Raw genomic sequence first — 16,713 nt, forward strand, 5'->3', positions numbered from 1 at the left:
AAACCTGTGTTATTTCGTACGAAAGCCGGGGCAAGACCGAACGGAGTCGTCGCGTGGCGTTTCGGCGCATATCCATTTCATTGATCTCGATATTGATCGGAGCGCAATCGCTTGCGGCTGCTGCGCTCGCCGCGGAGCCGCAGGTGCCCGTGTTCTGGGACGCCAAGGAGCGGCTGCCAAAGCCGGACCTTTCGATGCTGCCGCGGCTGCGATTCCTGACCACCACGGATTTCCCGCCGTTCAATTTCCTCGATGGGGCAGGCCGGCTGTCGGGCTTCCATGTCGACCTGGCGCGCGCCATCTGCGCCGAGCTCGGCGTTGCCGAAAAATGCCAGATCCAGGCGCTGCCCTGGGCCGAGCTCGAAGGTGCGCTCGGGAAAGGCGAGGGCGAAGCGATCATTGCCGGCATCGCCGCGACGCCGGAGTCGCGGTCGAAATACGCATTTTCACGCTCCTACCTGCAATTTCCGGCCCGCTTCATCATGCTGAAGACACAGGCGCTGACCGAACCAATGTTCGACAAGCTGCGCAGCAAGCGTGTCGGCGTGATCGCCGGCTCCGCGCACGAGCGGGTGCTGCGCGATTATTTCGGCGACGTCCAAATCGTCCCGTTCGCAAAGCCGGAGGAGCTTTATGGCGAGCTGAAAGCCGGCAAGATCGACGCCGCCTTCGGCGACGGCATGCGTTTCGCCTTCTGGCTCGGCGGTTCGGATGCAGCGGGCTGCTGCCGCTTTGCCGGCGGCCCCTATCTGGCGCCCGAATATCTCGGCTCAGGCATGGCAATCGCCACCAGGGCCGACGATCCGGCACTGGCCGCCGCTTTCGACTACGCGCTGCAGGAAATCTCGGTGAAAGGCACGTTCGCCGAGTTCTATCTGCGCTATTTTCCCGTCAGTTTTTTCTGAGCTTGGCCGCCGGCTCAGGTCAGCGTGCGAAGGCGGGCCTTGGCGGCTCGCGCAATGGCGGCGACCGTCAGCGCATCGAGGTCGAGTTCCCGGCGGACGAGCTGCAGAACGCGTACCTCCTCCAGGCGCATTTCGAGATCGACAGCTGCGACCTCGAAGGCGGCGGCATAGGCGGTGTCACGCAGGCGTTCGGGCAGCGCCTCGGCGACGCGCGCCAGGACGCCCTCCAGCCCATCCTTTTCATGCAGCATTTTCTGGCAGGCCTGGGCGACCTCGACCAGCCGCTCCTGGTTGAAATCCTCAAACACCGGCCAGGATCGAACGACGTCGCCGATCCGCGCCAGTTCGACGTCGGTCATGTCGCGGTCTGACGCCGAGGTGATGACCATCAGGTAGATCATGGCTTCGTGTGGCGACAATGGCATTTACAACTCCTTGAGATGGTCCCGAAGTTAGGAACGAGGGACCGGCGCCGCAAGGAAAAACAGCCGCGATCGTTGGCGCTCCGATCACGCCTTGGAAGTTGATCCATCCTGACTATCGGGACGGGGGCTTCTTGCCTGATCACGGTCCTGCCCGAAAACCGGGTTCCACTTTTCGGGATCATGGTCTAGAGCATGCGGCTGCCGGCATCGATGCTGGCAACGTTGCAGGAATAGCATCATGGCCGAACAACAGCCGATCGATCTCAGCCCGGAAGTCCTCGCCGCCGCCGCCGAAAGCAAGGCGTGGCCATTCGAGGAAGCGAAAAAGATCGCCGCCCGCTACGCGAGCAGCGGCTACCCGGAAACGGTGCTGTTCGAGACCGGCTACGGCCCGTCCGGCCTGCCGCACATCGGCACGTTCGGCGAGGTGGCGCGCACATCTATGGTGCGCCACGCCTTCCGCGTGCTGACTGAAGACAAGGTCAAGACGCGGCTGCTGTGCTTCTCCGACGACATGGACGGATTGCGCAAGGTGCCTGACAATGTGCCTAACAAGGACATGCTGCGCGCCTACCTCGGCAAGCCGCTGACCAGGATACCGGACCCGTTCTCCAATGAGTATCCGTCCTTCGGCGCCGCCAATAACGCACGGCTGCGCACTTTCCTCGACCGTTTCGGCTTCGATTACGAATTCGCTTCCTCGACCGACTATTATACTTCCGGCCGCTTCGACGCGACGCTGCTCAAGATGCTCGAGCGCTTCGATAAGGTGATGGCAATTATGCTGCCGTCGCTGCGCGAGGAGCGGGCGCTGAGCTATTCGCCCTTCCTGCCGATCCATCCCAAGACCGGCATCGTCATGCAAGTCGCGATCGACGAGCGCAAGCTCGACGCCGGCACCATCGTGTGGCGCGACCCGGACACCGGCGAGCGCTTCGAGACGCCGGTGACCGGCGGTCATGCCAAGCTGCAATGGAAGCCAGATTGGGCGATGCGGTGGGCAGCACTCGGCGTCGATTACGAGATGTCCGGCAAGGATCTGATCGATTCCGTCAAGCTCGCCGGGCAGATTTGCCGCGCGCTCGATGCTCCGGCACCGGAGGGCTTCAATTACGAGCTGTTCCTCGATGAGAACGGCCAGAAGATCTCGAAGTCGAAGGGCAATGGGCTGACCATTGACGAGTGGCTGACTTACGCGCCGACCGAGAGCCTTAGCCTTTATATGTTCCAGCGCCCGCGAACCGCGAAGAAGCTCTATTTCGACGTCATCCCGAAGGCGGTAGACGAATATTACACGTTCCTCTCTGCCTATCAGAGGCAGGACTGGAAGGAGCGGCTGGGCAATCCGGTCTGGCACATGCATGACGGCAATCCCCCGGCAGTCGACCTGCCGGTTCCGTTCTCGCTGCTGCTCAACCTGGTCAGCGCCTCGAATGCGCAGAACAGGGACGTGCTGTGGGGTTTCATTTCGCGCCACGCGCCGGGTGTGACGCCGACAACCCATCCCGAGCTCGACCGGCTGGCCGAATATGCCATCCGCTATTTCGACGATTTCGTGAAGCCGGCGAAAGTGTACCGTGCTGCCGACGCGGTCGAGCGCGAGGCGCTGACCAAGCTTTCGGTAGCGCTCGCCGCGCTGCCGGCTGATGCCGACAGCGAGGCAATCCAGAACGCTGCCCTCAATGTTGCGCGCAAGATCGAGCGCTACCAGGACCATTCCAAGCAGAGCCCGGAGGGCGGACCCGGTGTCTCCGTCGCCTTCTTCCAGATGATCTATCAGGTGCTGATAGGTCAGGAACGCGGACCGCGCTTCGGCTCCTTCGCCGCGCTCTACGGCATCGCCGAAACGCGCGAGCTCATTCAGCGGGCGCTGGCTGGTCAACTGGCGGCATGAGGACGCCGTCTTGCTCCTCCAGGATCGAGCTAGGCGCTACAGGCGCGGATCGCGACGCAGCAGCCGGGAGCGGCGGCAGGCCTGAAACGCTCGGCGCCGGCCCGAAGACGCCTTTTTTTGCTGCACGCGCCTTCTCGCCGGCTTCTGCGTAAGGGCCGCCCTTGGCGGCGCGCGCCCAGCCATTTTCGACCAGCCATTGGCCGATATCCTGATTGCCGATCCGGCACTCGGCGGCGATCAGATCACGACCGCCTTCGGGCGGCACGGCACAGACCACCGCACGACTGCGGAGAAAGGCGCGGAAGGCCGTTCGCGCCCGAATGCCGCAATTCCAGGACTCGCCGCCGTCGGTGCAAGTCTCCTCCTGCTTGACGATGTCGATACCGGAAACCGCAATCGAATAGCCCTTTGCTTCGATGACCCCGGCGGCCGACGCGACGGGCTGGAATAGTTTCGTGCCTTTCCAGTCGTCAGGCATTTTCGTTTTTGGCGGCTTGGGCGGTGCGGCCAATGCCAGATCGCTCAACGGGGCGCGCGGCTCTATCCGTTCAAGCTCGTTGGAACCGGGCTGCGGCGGCACCACGATTTCTGGATCGATTGCCCTCGAATGCGCCGCCTGCTTGGCCGGAACTGGTTTCGGGATGGCCGACGTAGCCGGCGCGGCGGGCTGAGGTTCAGCGCCGACCTGGATTTGCTCCCAGGGGCCGCCGCCTTCGCTCTGGACGGCGCGGCCGCCGGCGACAATTGCCGTGGCCATCGCCGGGATCGCCAGAACAGCCAAGGCAAGGTGAGGCAGACGCACCGGCCCCGCGCCTACTGGCTTGCCCAGACAATCCGCGCCACCCATTCGATATTGTGCATGGGGATGTCGCGGTCCGGGTGATCGGGATTGAGGGAGACCAGCGCGATCGACCTCGGTGTCTGGCGGTCGAGCACCTTGGCCATCACCTCGCCGGCATTGGTCTTGACGACGACGCGATCACCCTTTCGTATGGTAGCCCCTGGCTCGACGATCAGGACATCGCCATTGCGATAGAGCGGCAGCATGGAATCGCCCTGGACCTTCAAGGCATAGGAGGTTTCGGTTGCCCGTGCCGGAAGCTCGATAAGGTCCCATCCCTGCCCCGCTGGGAACCCGGCGTCGTCGAAGAAGCCACCGGCGCCCGCCTGGGCGAAGCCGAGCAGCGGCACCGACGATCTCTGCACGGGTAGTGCGCCGGAATTACCCCGACCCTCGACCAGCCCCGCAAATTCGTCCAGCGAGGCGCCGGTCGCCTCAATGATCTTGGCCAGCGATTCGGTCGACGGCCAGCGCGGCCGTCCATCTGAGGACAGCCGCTTCGATTTGTTGAAGGCGGTCGAGTCGAGGCCAGCGCGCTTGGCCAGTCCAGAGGCCGAAAGCGAATAACGCTCGGCAAGAGCGTCGATGGCGGCCCAAACGCGGTCGTGCGAGAGCACCTTGCTCTTCCTTCGAAACAGGAAAAAATACCTTCCCTGTTCTACCCCTTGGCCGCCATCTTGTCCACCGCCGAAGACGGCGTCAGGCCGCCTCCTTGGCCTCGTCCCTGGTATAGGGATCGAAGCGCTCGTAGAAGGTCTCGCCCTTCTCGGCCATATCAAGCAGCAGCTTCGGCGCCTTGAACTCGGTGCCGTATTTCTTCTGCAGGCGCTTGGCGAGTTTGACGAATTTCTTAGCGCCGATGCCGTCGATGTAGGACAGTGCACCGCCTGTATAGGGCGCGAAGCCGAAGGCCAGGATCGAGCCGACATCGGCCTCGCGTGGGTCGGTAACGATGCCCTCTTCCATCACCCGTACCGCCTCAAGCGCGATGGTGACCAGCAGCCGCTGCTTCAGTTCCTCATAATCCACCTGCTCCGGCGCCAGCTGCGGGTAGAGATCCCTGAGGTCTGGCCACAGCTTCTTCTTGGCCGGTTTTGCCGGATAGTCATAGAAGCCCTTGCTGTTCTTGCGGCCCAAGCGACCATGCGTGTCGACCATCGTGTTGATCAGCGCCATCTGCTTCGGATCGACCGCCTTGTCGCCGAGGTCGCGCATGGTCTGCTTCATGATCTTCTGGGCAAGGTCGATCGCAGTCTCGTCGGTCAACGCCAGAGGACCGACCGGCATGCCGGCGGCCTTGGCCGCGTTTTCGATCATCGGCGCCGGAACACCTTCGATCAGCATCTTGTAGGCTTCCGACATGTAGCGCAGCACGCAGCGATTGACATAGAAGCCGCGCGTATCGTTGACGACGATCGGCGTCTTCTTGATGGCGCGGACGAAGTCGATCGCGGTGGCCAGCGCCTTGTCGCCGGTCTTCTTGCCGAGGATGATCTCGACCAGCATCATCTTGTCGACCGGCGAGAAGAAATGAATGCCGATGAAATTCTTTGGCCGCGCCGAATTCCTGGCCAGCGATGTGATCGGTATGGTCGACGTATTCGAGGCGAAGATCGCCGACTGCTTGAGCACAGCCTCGGCCTGTTCGGTGGCATCCTTCTTGACGGCCGAGTCCTCGAACACCGCCTCGACCACAAGATCGCAGCCGGCAAGATCCGCGTAATCGGCCGTCGGCGTGATCAGCGACAGCAACCGATCCTTGTCCTGCGGCTTGGCACGGCCCTTTTTCACCTGATCCGAGATAAGGGTCTCGGAATGCGCCTTGCCCTTGGCGGCGGACTCCATGTCACGGTCGAGCAGCACCACCGGAATGCCGGCCTTGGCCGTCACATAGGCAATGCCAGCGCCCATGAAGCCGGCGCCGAGTACGCCGATCTTCTTGAACTTCGTTTCCGGCACACCGGCCGGGCGGCGCGCGCCCTTGTTCAGTTCCTGGAGCGACACGAACAGCGAACGGATCATCGCTGCCGCTTCCCTGGTCTGCATAATCTCGGTGAAATAGCGTTGCTCGATCCGCAGGGCGGTGTCGAACGGCACCAACAAGCCCTCGTAAACGCATTTCAGGATGGCGGCAGCGGCGGGATAATTGCCATAGGTCTCGCGGCGCAGAATGGCGATGGCCGGGGGCCACAGATTGGCACCGGCCACCGAATAGATCGGGGCGCCGGGCAGCTTGAAGCCCTTTTCATCCCATGGCGCCACCGGTTTCAAGCCGTTCTTGATCATCGCCTTGGCGGTTTCGACCAGCTTGTCCGGCTCGGCAATCTCATGGATCAGGCCCATCGACTTGGCCTTCTGAGGCAACAGCGTCTGGCCGGACGTCAGCATTTGCAGCGCCTGCTGCTGGTCGGTCAGCCGTGGCACGCGCTGGGTGCCGCCGGCGCCCGGAAAAATGCCGATCTTCACTTCGGGAAGCGCCATCCTCACTTTGTCTGAATCGGCCGCGACACGGCCATGGCAGGCGAGCGACAATTCGAACGCGCCGCCCATGCATGTGCCGTTGATCGCCGAAACCCATGGCTTTCCCGAAGTTTCCAGCTTACGGAACAGGCCGTTCATGGTGCCCGCATTGTCGAACAGGGCCTTGGTCGCCTTCTCCGGGTCCTTCGCCTTGTCGGCGGCGAAGGTCGCCAGCATCTTCTGCAGCATGGTGATATCGGCGCCGCCCGAGAACGTATCCTTGCCGGAGGTGATCACCGCGCCCTTTATCGCTGCATCGCTCGCCACTTTGTCGACGATGGTATTCAGTTCGAGCACCACCTCCTCGGTGAAGACGTTCATCGAACGGTCCGGCATGTCCCAGGTGACCAGCGCAATGCCGTCGGCGTCGATGTCGAGGGTGAAATTGGTGTAGCTCATCATCTCTCTCCGTCAGACGCGTTCGATGATCGTTGCGGTGCCCATGCCGGCGCCGATGCAAAGCGTCACCAGCGCGGTGTTGAGGTCGCGGCGTTCCAATTCGTCCAGTACCGTACCGAAGATCATCGCACCGGTGGCGCCGAGCGGATGGCCCATGGCGATGGCACCACCATTGACGTTGATCCGATCATGCGGAATGTCGAATGCCTGCATATAGCGCAGCACCACCGAAGCGAAGGCCTCGTTGAGCTCGAACAGGTCGATGTCCGACAACTTCATCTTCGCCCGCTTCAACAGCTTCTCGGTGACGTCGACGGGGCCGGTCAGCATCAGCACCGGTTCGGAGCCGATGTTGGCGAACGCACGGATGCGTGCGCGCGGCTTGAGGCCGAGCGTCTTTCCCGCCTTTTTCGAGCCGAGCAGCACGGCCGCCGCGCCATCGACGATGCCGGAGGAATTGCCGGCATGGTGGACGTGGTTGACCTGTTCCACCTCGGGATGCTTCTGCACGGCGACGGCGTCGAAGCCGCCCATTTCGCCCGGCATGACAAAGGACGGATTGAGTGCGGCTAGCGACTGCATGTCGGTCGAGGGCCGCATATGTTCGTCGTGGTCGAGGATGGTCAGGCCGTTCTGGTCCTTGACCGAGATCACCGAATTCTTGAACCGGCCCTCGCCCCACGCATTGGCAGCACGCTTCTGGCTTTCGACCGCGTAGGCATCGACGTCGTCGCGCGAAAACCCGTATTTGGTGGCGATCAGATCGGCCGAGATGCCTTGCGGCACGAACCAGCCGGGCAGGCCGACCGACGGGTCCATGAACCAGGCGCCGCCGGAGGCGCCCATGCCGACGCGCGACATCGATTCAACGCCACCGGCAATGACGATCTCGTCGGCGCCTTGCGCGATCTTGGCGGCGCCGAAATTGATGGCGTCGAGGCCCGAGGCGCAGAAACGCGATATCTGCATGCCAGGCGCCTTGGTGTCGTAGCCGGCCTCGAAAGCAGCAGCACGTGGCATGACCGCACCCGCCTCGCCAACCGGATCGACACAGCCGAAGATGATGTCGTCGACGGTACCGGTGTCCAGCCCGTTGCGGTCGCGGATGGCCTCGAGCACCTTGGCGCCGAGCCGCACCGCCGGCACTTCGTGCAGAGAGCCATCCTTCTTGCCCCTGCCGCGCGGCGTGCGCACGGCATCATAGACATAAGCTTCGGCCATTTTCCTGCTCCTTGGGTTTGCCGAAAAGTCGCTCAGAGCGAGCGCCCGATCAGCAATTTCATGATCTCGTTGGTGCCCCCGTAGATGCGCTGGACGCGGGCGTCGCGAAACATGCGCGCAATCGGATATTCATTCATGTAGCCATAGCCGCCATGCAATTGAAGGCATTCGTCGACGACTTTTCCTTGCAGGTCTGACAGCCAGTATTTGGCCATCGAAGCCGTCACCGGGTCGAGGCCGCCGTTAACGTGGCGGGCAACGCAGTCATTATAGAAGACGCGGCCGATGGTCGCCTCGGTCTTCAATTCGGCAAGCTTGAACTGGGTGTTCTGGAATTCGATGATGGCCTTGCCGAAGGCCTTGCGCTCCTTGACGTAGTCGATGGTAAGCGCCAGAGCCCGCTCGACCATGGCAATAGCAGTGGTGCCGATCTGCAGCCGCTCCTGCGGCAATTGTTGCATCAACTGGACGAAGCCCAGGCCTTCGTCGTTGCCGAGCAGGTTCGAGGTCGGCACACGTACGTCGTTGAAGAACAGTTCCGACGTGTCGTTGGCCTTGAGGCCGATCTTGTCGAGGTTGCGGCCGCGCTCGAAACCCTCCACCTCGTCGGTCTCGACGACGATCAGCGAGATGCCCTTGGCGCCCTTCTCAGGATCGGTCTTGGCAACGACGATGATGAAATTGGCGAGCTGGCCGTTGGTGATAAAGGTCTTCGAGCCGTTGAGCTTGTACCGGTTGCCGTCCTTTTCGGCGCGCGTCTTGACGCCTTGAAGGTCGGAGCCCGCACCCGGCTCGGTCATGGCGATGGCGCCGATCAGCTCGCCGGTCGCCAGCCTCGGCAGCCACTTCTTCTTCTGCTCCTCCGAGCCGTAGTGGAGGATATAGGGGGCAACGATCGAATTGTGCAGGCCAATGCCGAACCCGTCGACGCCGACATGGCCGATCGCCTCGATGATGGCGCTCTCATGCGCGAAGGTGCCGCCCGATCCGCCATATTCCTCCGGCATCGAGGCGCAGAGCAGGCCGGCAGCACCCGCCTTCAGCCAGCTCTCGCGGTCGACCATTTCGTTCTTCTCGAATTCGTCGTAACGCGGCGCGATCTCTTCCGACATGAAGCGGTGCGCCATGTCGTAAAGCATGCCGACCTCGTCCGCCGCCCAGGCGGGCTTGGGAAGGCCAAGGATTTCGGCGGGGTGGGTCATGGTTTCTCCCTCGCGCCGACGTTCCCCTCCCCCTCGAGGGGAGGGTGGCCGCGAAGCGGCCGGGTGGGGTCGCCGATGACTTGCTCGACCTTATCTTTTACAACCTGCGCCATGTGCCACGGCATTGCGATCATTTTCCTCCAAGGCATGCATCAGAATGAAGGTCGGCGCACTGCACGCAGGACCCCTCCCGGCCCTTCGGGCCACCCTCCCCTCGAGGGGAGAGGAACGCCGAAGCTAGAACGCTTCCGCCGGCAGTGCCATCAATGTGTCGGCACCGCTGGAGATGCGGGCAAGATGCGCCGACGTCTCCGGCATGATCCGCTCTATGAAGAAGCGCGCCGTCACCAGCTTGTGGTCGTAGAAAGACGAAGCGCCGTCGGCGCCATTCGCCAATTTCGCTGCGGCCACCCTGGCCATCTGCGCCCACATATAGCCCAGCGCCACCAGGCCGAAGAGATGCATGTAATCGGTCGAGGCGGCACCGGCGTTATCGGGCTTGGCCATGCCGTTCTGCACCAGCCACATCGTCGCCGTCTGCAGATCGTTGAGGCCCTTCTTCAGCGCCTTGGTGAAGGGCGCCATCGTCTCGTCGGTGCGGTTTTCCTCGCAGAACTCTCCGACTTCCTTAAAGAAAGCCTGGACCGCGCGGCCGCCATTCAAGGCCAGCTTGCGGCCGACGAGATCGAGCGCCTGGATGCCGTTGGCACCCTCATAGATCATGGCTATGCGGGCATCGCGGACGAACTGGCTCATGCCGTGTTCTTCTATATAGCCGTGGCCGCCGAACACCTGCTGCGCCATTACCGCGTGATCGAAACCCTTGTCGGTGAGCACGCCCTTGACCACCGGCGTCATCAGGCCGGTATAGTCGTCTGCGACCTGGCGATCTTTGTCGTCACCGGAGCGGTGAGCGATGTCGGACTTGATTGCCGTCCACAGCGCCAGCGCGCGCCCGGCCTCGTTGAACGCCTTCATGGTCATCAGGCTGCGGCGGATGTCCGGATGGACAATGATCGGATCGGCCTTCCTGTCCGGCGCCTTCGGTCCTGACAGCGAGCGGCCCTGCAGACGGTCCTTGGCGTAGGAAACCGCATTCTGATAGGCGACCTCCGATAGCGAGAGGCCCTGCAGGCCGACGCCAAGCCGCGCCTCATTCATCATGGTGAACATTGCTTTCAGCCCGCCATTGGCCTCGCCGAGCAGCGTGCCTTCAGCGTCGTCGTAATTCATGACGCAGGTCGAGTTGCCATGGATACCCATCTTCTGCTCGATCGAGCCACAGGAGACGGTGTTCTTCTCGTCCGGATTGCCTGAGGCATCGAGCTTGAGCTTCGGCACGATGAACAGCGAGATGCCCTTCACGCCATCCGGCGCGCCCTCGATACGGGCCAGCACCAGATGGACGATATTGTCCGACATGTCATGCTCGCCGGCAGAGATGAAGATCTTCTGACCGGAGATCCTGTAGGTGCCGTCGCCATTTGGGACGGCCTTGGTGCGCAGCAAGCCAAGATCGGTTCCGCAGTGTGGCTCGGTCAGGTTCATGGTGCCGGTCCAGGCGCCCTCGACCAGCTTCGGCAACCATGTTGCCTTCTGCTCTTTGGTGCCATGGGTGATGATCGCAGCGATCGCGCCTTGCGTCAGGCCGGCATACATCATCAGCGACATATTGGCCGACACCATGTATTCGGCAACCGCAGTGTGCACCGCGTAGGGCAAGCCTTGCCCGCCAAACTCGACAGGTGCCGCGAGCCCCATCCAGCCGCCTTCGCGATACTGGTCGAAAGCTTCCTTGAAGCCTTTCGGCGTCGTTACCGAACCGTCGTCATGGCGCATGCAGCCTTCCACGTCGCCAACGCGGTTCAGCGGCTGCATCACGTTTTCGGCGAGCTTCGCGCCCTCGGCAAGGATGGCCTCGAGCACATCCGGTGTGGCGTCGGAAAATCCGGGAAGATTGGAATAACGCTGATATCCCAGCACTTCGTTCAGCACGAACAGCGTGTCCCGGACCGGCGCTCTGTAGATCGGCATGCGTTTCCTCCACCATGCGGTCTTGGCCCCGAAATCAGCCCCAGCATATGAGGATGGCAGACGGACCAACGTTGTGGTCGAGATAACAAATATTGACGTTTGCGTAAACGTCAATTCTGCGCTGCGGCAAATTTTCTCCCGCGCGCCAGGACGACAAACGACAAAGCACGGCAAACGACGAAGAACCGCGCAGCGAAAGCCGCGCGGCTCCTATTCGTCACAAATCGAAAGCTTAGTTTAGCTCGCCACACTGGCCTGCGGCGTCGAGCGCTCGATCAGCATTTGCCGGACGGTCGACATCGAAGCACTCAGTTCGCTGATGGCATCGTCGATCAGCGCCCGCTGCTTCTGCAGGCGGGCAAGCTGCTTCTCCGACTTGTCGAGCGCCAGCCGCAATTGCTTGGTGTTGGAGCCGTTCGGATCGTAGAGGTCCATCATCTGCTTGACGTCACGCAGCGAGAACCCGACCTTGCGGCCAAGCAGGATCAGCTTCAGCCGGGCCCTGTCGCGGCGTGTATAAAGACGGGTCGAGCCGTCGCGCTGCGGGTTGAGCAGACCCTTGTCCTCATAGAAACGCAGCGTACGCAGCGTCACTCCGTATTTCTTGGCCATTTCGCCGATGCGGACAAGCTCTTCACCGGCTTCGCTCGACATATCGTTGGTGTTGGCCGCGGCTTGGCCGGGCGAAATAAGTTTCATGGTCACTGGCTTTCCCCGTCTGGTGGCGTCGCGGTCGCCGACCTTGCGTCGCCTGAGTGAAAGCGGGGGCGTGCTTCCACTCGTGGTTTCAACAAACAAATCGCAAACGGCGTAATCCGCTCATTTACGTTTACGTCAATTCTATATCGATAGCCGCCTCAGCACGCAAGAGTGTTCTGGTCTTGCAACTTTATGCCGCAGCACCAGCGGACAACCTAAAAGGTCGTCGCCGATTTCGGGAGCGATCATGCGGCTGATCAAAATTCTACAACGTCTTTTGCGCGTCCAAAAAAGACACCCGGCGCCGTCGGCAGCCAGCCGACAAAGTTGCAACTTCTTAAGCTTGGTTAACGCGTTGTTTACCACGTTGGGGCGAAATGTGCGCATGTCGGTTACCCGTGTCTATCCTGTACTGAATTTTTCACGGTTTTTCGGAGCGCGGATGAGACCGGGAAGCTCGTCTTCCACTGCAACAAGCCAAGCAGTCGCCTTCGTCCCGGCAGGACTTTGGGAACCTGGTGAGAGCCAGCAATTCTGAAACGGGCGCATTAATGAACAGCAAGCGGTCCTACCTCGATACACTCAACGCTGGCAGGCAACGCCGGCCGCACACGACGCTTGAAGAGCTCAACCGCTCCCTGGAAACTCTGGAGCAGCGGCTGGAGCGGACGCGCGAGGAGACGGCAAGCCACGCCGATCCGCGCCGACCAGCGGCAGAACCACGCTATCCCAGCGCCCAACCCTATGGCCAGCAGCGCCGGTATGAGGATCCACGCGCGCAGGGGCCGAAAGGTCCAGCAGCGGCTTTCGACCAGAATTACCAGGCGATCGCCTGCGATATCGACCGGGTGCGGGGCCAGGAGGACGGCGTCGCCCTAGCCGGCAAGATCGCCGGGGAATTGCGCGGCCTGCGCGAAGAGTTGCGCCAGCAGATGACCTCCGGCATGCAACGCGAGTTCGAGGTACTGCGGAAGAATATTGAGCGAGCCTTCCAGTCAAATGGCGGCGGCAAAGGCAGCGCCGAACTCAGCGTCGAATTCGAGCGGCTTTCCGGCGCCATCCAGACACTGGCCGAAAAAAGCGACGACAGAAGCGTCAATATGCTGCGGCTCGAGCTTGAGCAGGTCAAAGCCGCGCTCGATACGCTAGCGCGCGAGGAGAGCGTGCAGGCGGTCGGACGCCGCTGGGACGATTTCGACCGCCGCTGGAACGCTTTCGAGGATCGCGTCGAGGCCGATCAGCGCAAGCGTTCCGATGCACCCGGCCTGTCGGCGCTGACGGAGCGGCTCGAACAGATCAGCAATGCCGTCAGCAATCTGCCGGAATCGCTGTCGCTGCGCTCGCTCGAGGAAAAGGTCCGCACGCTTGCCGGAGCGGTCGACCATTTCGCCCGCCAGCAGGACAATCGCGGCGGCGACACATTCAGTCAGATCGACGAGCGGCTCGACGAGATTTCCCGCGCGATCGTCGCCTCGACGGTTGCCGCGCAAGCCAATTCGTTCGACCCCGAGCCCTTCGAACGCATCGAGAAGCGGATCGATTCACTGGCCCAGCAAATCGAAGAAGTGTCGCAGGATCGTCCGGGTCGGGAGGTCATCGACCGTCTCAACACATTGTCGAGCCGCGTGGATGAACTGGCCGGCCGAGCCAATCTGCCGGAACAGGCGATGGAGCGCCTTGGCAGGCAAGTCGCGCTTATTGCCGACAAGATCGACCACGCACCTGCCATGCCCGACGCCGACTACATCTTCCAGGGGCTCGAGCAGCGCTTCGACGTGCTGTCCAGCATGATGGAACGTCGCCAGGGCGACGCAATCGAACAAGGCAACATGCTGTTTCGCGACCTTGAGCGCCGGTTGGACGAGGTCGCCGACAGGCTGGACCAGCGCATGCCGCAGGTCGATAGCGCCGGCATCATGGATGCCATCGACGCCCGCTTCACCGCGCTGGCCAAGCGGATTGAGACGCGCGTTCCAGATCCCGCCAACGAGGCGGCGATCCGTGGCCTGGAGAGCCGGCTCGAAGACATCTCAAGCCGGCTGGATTCGTCCGCGGCACAGGTCGCCAGCATCGACCCGGCGTTGATCCGCAGCCTTGAAGCGCAGGTCGCCGGCCTGACGGCGCATCTTTCCAAGCCCGGCACGCCGCTGCCGGAATTCGACGACATCAGCCCGCGTCTCAACGAAATCGAGAAGTCGCTGGCCGGAACCCGCGATTCCGTCCTCGGCGCGGCGCGCGAGGCGGCTGAGAGCGCCGTCCGCTCACTGGCCGGATCAAGCGCCAACACGGCGGCCGTTACCGGCCTCGCCCAGGACCTGAAGACGCTCGAGGCACTGACGCGGCGTTCGGACGAGCGCAATTCGAGAACGTTCGAGGCTATCCACGATACGCTGCTCAAGATCGTTGACAGGCTTGGTTCATTGGAGACGGGCGAACCGGCAAGCGCTGAGTTGAGCAAGCGTTTCGGCCGGCCATCCAAGATCTCGGTACAGGACGCACCGTCGATGGACCTCGACCAGCCGCTGCCGTTGACGGGCAGCATGGCCGATCTCGACGGCCGCGCCGCGGCGCTCGTCCGCGACGAGCCAGGTCCGCGTACGCCAGCCGAGGCCGCCGCCGCCGCAGCCCTGGCGGCTCTCGGTTCAGACACGACGCGTGAAAAATCCGAGCAAGGCGGCGGCAGGAAATCGATGTTAGGCGGGCTGGCGCGCGCCTTGAAGGGCAAGAAGGACGCCGAGATGCCGCCGCTTGCAGCCTCGGCGCAGAGCGCCGAGATACCGAGCGTCGATCTCGACGAGCCCCTCGACCCCAAGCTCGCCAACCGGCCACTGGAACCCGGCTCCGGCGCACCCGACCTCAGCGCCATCATGAAGCGCGTGCGCGACGAGCGCGGGCAGCCGACCCGGGAAGGCGGCGCTGAGGCGGCAAAATCGGACTTCATTGCGGCAGCCAGACGGGCTGCGCAAGCGGCGGCTGCCGAGGCGGACGCCCTCAAGCGCCAGTCGACGATGAAAGGCCCGGTCAAGGCACTCAGGATCGGCGACCTGCTCAAGGCGCGGCGCAAGCCGATCCTGATGGGGGCAATCGCCATCATGCTGGCGCTTGCCGGCCTGCAACTGGGCAAAGCCTTCTTCTCCGACCCGGTCGAAGTTACCAACAATGAGGCGGCACCGGCCGTGGCCGTACAGCCGGTGGAAACCAATTTGGCCAGCGTTGCCGGCGAGCCGAAGGCGGACGCGCAGACGACACCACAGGAGAGCGCGCCGTCGCCCACCGTCAGGCAGGCAGAGCCATCCGCATCGATGACCAAGGACGACACGGCGGCGCAAACCGGCCCCGCTACACCGGCAGCCGAGACATCGACGGCGCCCTCGGCTTCCGCGGAGTCCGCTGACCTGGCGGCGCAAGACACCGCGGCCGCAGTGCCCACGCCGGCAGCGGCGACGGCCAGCGACGCCGAGCCAATGGCTGCCGCGCCTGCTATAGCCACCGCTGCGACGCAGGACACGACCGGCACGGTGCCACCGGCGGATGCTGCCGCGGCAGGCGTTGCCAAGATCGACGTTCCGGCCGATGCCGGTCCGGCCGCCCTGCGCGATGCAGCGGCGGGCGGCGACGCCAAGGCGCTGTTCGAGATCGGCTCGCGCTACGCCGAGTCTCGCGGCGTCAAAGAAGACATGGCGGCGGCGACCAAATGGTATGAGAAAGCTGCCGAACTCGGTTTCGCGCCGGCAGAATACCGCATCGGCAATTTCTACGAGAAGGGCATCGGCGTCGCACGCGACATCAAGAAAGCGAAAACCTGGTACCAGCTTGCCGCAACGCAGGGCAATGCCAGCGCGATGCACAATCTTGCCGTGCTGTTTGCGATGGCGGCGGATGGCGTGACTGACAATGAATCGGCAGCGCGCTGGTTCCAGGCGGCGGCGGATCTCGGTGTCAAGGATAGCCAGTTCAATCTCGGCATCCTCGCGGCGAAGGGCGTCGGCATGAAGCAGAACCTCGAGGAGAGCTACAAATGGTTCGCACTCGTCGCCAAGACCGGCGACAAGGATGCGGCGGCCAAGCGCGACGAGATCGCCAAGGCACTGAGGCCCGAGCAGCTGGAGCGTGCGCGGGCCGCGGCTGAACTGTGGAAGGCCAAGCCGCTCGATCCAACCGCCAATTCGGCCGACGTTCCTGAATCGTGGCAGGACGGCACACCGCAGACGACCGCCGGCATCGACATGAAGAAAGCGGTCCAGAACATCCAGCGCATTCTCAACAAGAACGGCTACGAGGCCGGCAATCCCGACGGGATGATGGGCCAGAAAACCAAGAACGCGATCATGGCCTTCCAGGCCGACAACGATATGAAGGCAACCGGCGCGATCGACGAAAAGCTGGTCAAGGCGCTGCTTGCGCGTAAATAACGGCGGATGCGTCGTTTCCGCGACGCCCTTGCCACAGATTTGCCTGTTAACTGATTGAGTTGTTTTTTGTTTCGGCGGTGCGGCGAAGTTTGACTTCACGGCCCGGCCGGCGCAAGAACGAGATAGCCTTCTGACGCAAAATGCCCGCAACGGTTGCATTC

General features: G+C 62.8%; 11 protein-coding genes. 3 read left to right on the plus strand and 8 right to left on the minus strand.

Annotated elements, in window-relative coordinates; all coding sequences use genetic code 11:
* The first annotated feature begins 53 nt into the window (after nucleotides 1–53).
* The gene (locus tag NKH30_RS12425) at nucleotides 54–905 is read left to right on the plus strand and encodes an ABC transporter substrate-binding protein (protein ID WP_352501702.1); all 852 of its coding nucleotides are present in this window, start codon (nucleotides 54–56) and stop codon (nucleotides 903–905) included.
* A 14-nt stretch (nucleotides 906–919) separates the two neighbouring features.
* On the opposite strand, the gene NKH30_RS12430 is transcribed toward NKH30_RS12425, so the two are convergent.
* Nucleotides 920–1,330, minus strand: coding sequence for a tellurite resistance TerB family protein (locus tag NKH30_RS12430; RefSeq protein ID WP_023677339.1), 411 nt, complete (start codon nucleotides 1,328–1,330; stop codon nucleotides 920–922).
* Nucleotides 1,331–1,568: 238 nt separating this feature from the next.
* Here NKH30_RS12430 and NKH30_RS12435 point away from each other — a divergent pair, with 238 nt between their 5' ends.
* Nucleotides 1,569–3,224 carry a lysine--tRNA ligase gene (locus tag NKH30_RS12435; RefSeq protein WP_352685723.1) on the plus strand — a complete coding sequence of 552 codons (1,656 nt, stop codon included), beginning with the start codon at nucleotides 1,569–1,571 and terminating at the stop codon, nucleotides 3,222–3,224.
* Here the strand turns inward: NKH30_RS12435 and NKH30_RS12440 are convergent.
* The 7 genes from NKH30_RS12440 to NKH30_RS12470 form a co-directional block, all read right to left on the minus strand.
* Complete coding sequence (locus tag NKH30_RS12440) at nucleotides 3,187–4,026, minus strand: thermonuclease family protein (RefSeq protein ID WP_352813677.1); 840 nt, start codon at nucleotides 4,024–4,026, stop codon at nucleotides 3,187–3,189. The two genes, NKH30_RS12435 and NKH30_RS12440, sit on opposite strands and share 38 nt — an antisense overlap.
* Before the next feature lie 11 nt (nucleotides 4,027–4,037).
* On the minus strand, nucleotides 4,038–4,682 hold the full coding sequence (locus tag NKH30_RS12445) for a S24 family peptidase (protein WP_352995600.1): 645 nt from the start codon (nucleotides 4,680–4,682) through the stop codon (nucleotides 4,038–4,040).
* Between the two features lie 82 nt (nucleotides 4,683–4,764).
* Nucleotides 4,765–6,984, minus strand: a complete 2,220-nt coding sequence (locus NKH30_RS12450) for a 3-hydroxyacyl-CoA dehydrogenase NAD-binding domain-containing protein (RefSeq protein WP_352813680.1) — start codon at nucleotides 6,982–6,984, stop codon at nucleotides 4,765–4,767.
* A gap of 12 nt (nucleotides 6,985–6,996) precedes the next feature.
* The gene (locus NKH30_RS12455) at nucleotides 6,997–8,205 is read right to left on the minus strand and encodes an acetyl-CoA C-acetyltransferase (protein ID WP_352813682.1); all 1,209 of its coding nucleotides are present in this window, start codon (nucleotides 8,203–8,205) and stop codon (nucleotides 6,997–6,999) included.
* A gap of 32 nt (nucleotides 8,206–8,237) precedes the next feature.
* Nucleotides 8,238–9,407, minus strand: a complete 1,170-nt coding sequence (locus NKH30_RS12460; protein ID WP_352813684.1) for an acyl-CoA dehydrogenase family protein — start codon at nucleotides 9,405–9,407, stop codon at nucleotides 8,238–8,240.
* Between the two features lie 237 nt (nucleotides 9,408–9,644).
* Nucleotides 9,645–11,441, minus strand: coding sequence for an acyl-CoA dehydrogenase (locus tag NKH30_RS12465; protein ID WP_352813686.1), 1,797 nt, complete (start codon nucleotides 11,439–11,441; stop codon nucleotides 9,645–9,647).
* 237 nt (nucleotides 11,442–11,678) lie between these two features.
* A complete protein-coding gene (locus NKH30_RS12470) occupies nucleotides 11,679–12,140 on the minus strand; it encodes a MerR family transcriptional regulator (RefSeq protein ID WP_023677331.1) in 462 nt (153 codons plus the stop codon).
* A gap of 551 nt (nucleotides 12,141–12,691) precedes the next feature.
* Between NKH30_RS12470 and NKH30_RS12475 the strand changes: the two genes are divergently transcribed.
* Entirely contained in the window at nucleotides 12,692–16,552 is a 3,861-nt protein-coding gene (locus NKH30_RS12475; RefSeq protein WP_352995605.1) for a peptidoglycan-binding protein, read from the plus strand.
* The last annotated feature ends 161 nt before the right edge of the window (nucleotides 16,553–16,713 follow it).

The organism is Mesorhizobium sp. M1273 (genome assembly GCF_040318195.1).
Lineage (GTDB): Bacteria > Pseudomonadota > Alphaproteobacteria > Rhizobiales > Rhizobiaceae > Mesorhizobium.

Bases quoted from the DNA above. Each gene is read 5' to 3' on its own strand.
- NKH30_RS12430 (WP_023677339.1), bottom strand. From the start codon at position 1,330: ATGCCATTGTCGCCACACGAAGCCATGATCTACCTGATGGTCATCACC.
- NKH30_RS12435 (WP_352685723.1), top strand. From the start codon at position 1,569: ATGGCCGAACAACAGCCGATCGATCTCAGCCCGGAAGTCCTCGCCGCC.
- NKH30_RS12450 (WP_352813680.1), bottom strand. From the start codon at position 6,984: ATGAGCTACACCAATTTCACCCTCGACATCGACGCCGACGGCATTGCG.
- NKH30_RS12455 (WP_352813682.1), bottom strand. From the start codon at position 8,205: ATGGCCGAAGCTTATGTCTATGATGCCGTGCGCACGCCGCGCGGCAGG.
- NKH30_RS12460 (WP_352813684.1), bottom strand. From the start codon at position 9,407: ATGACCCACCCCGCCGAAATCCTTGGCCTTCCCAAGCCCGCCTGGGCG.
- NKH30_RS12465 (WP_352813686.1), bottom strand. From the start codon at position 11,441: ATGCCGATCTACAGAGCGCCGGTCCGGGACACGCTGTTCGTGCTGAAC.
- NKH30_RS12470 (WP_023677331.1), bottom strand. From the start codon at position 12,140: ATGAAACTTATTTCGCCCGGCCAAGCCGCGGCCAACACCAACGATATG.
- NKH30_RS12475 (WP_352995605.1), top strand. From the start codon at position 12,692: ATGAACAGCAAGCGGTCCTACCTCGATACACTCAACGCTGGCAGGCAA.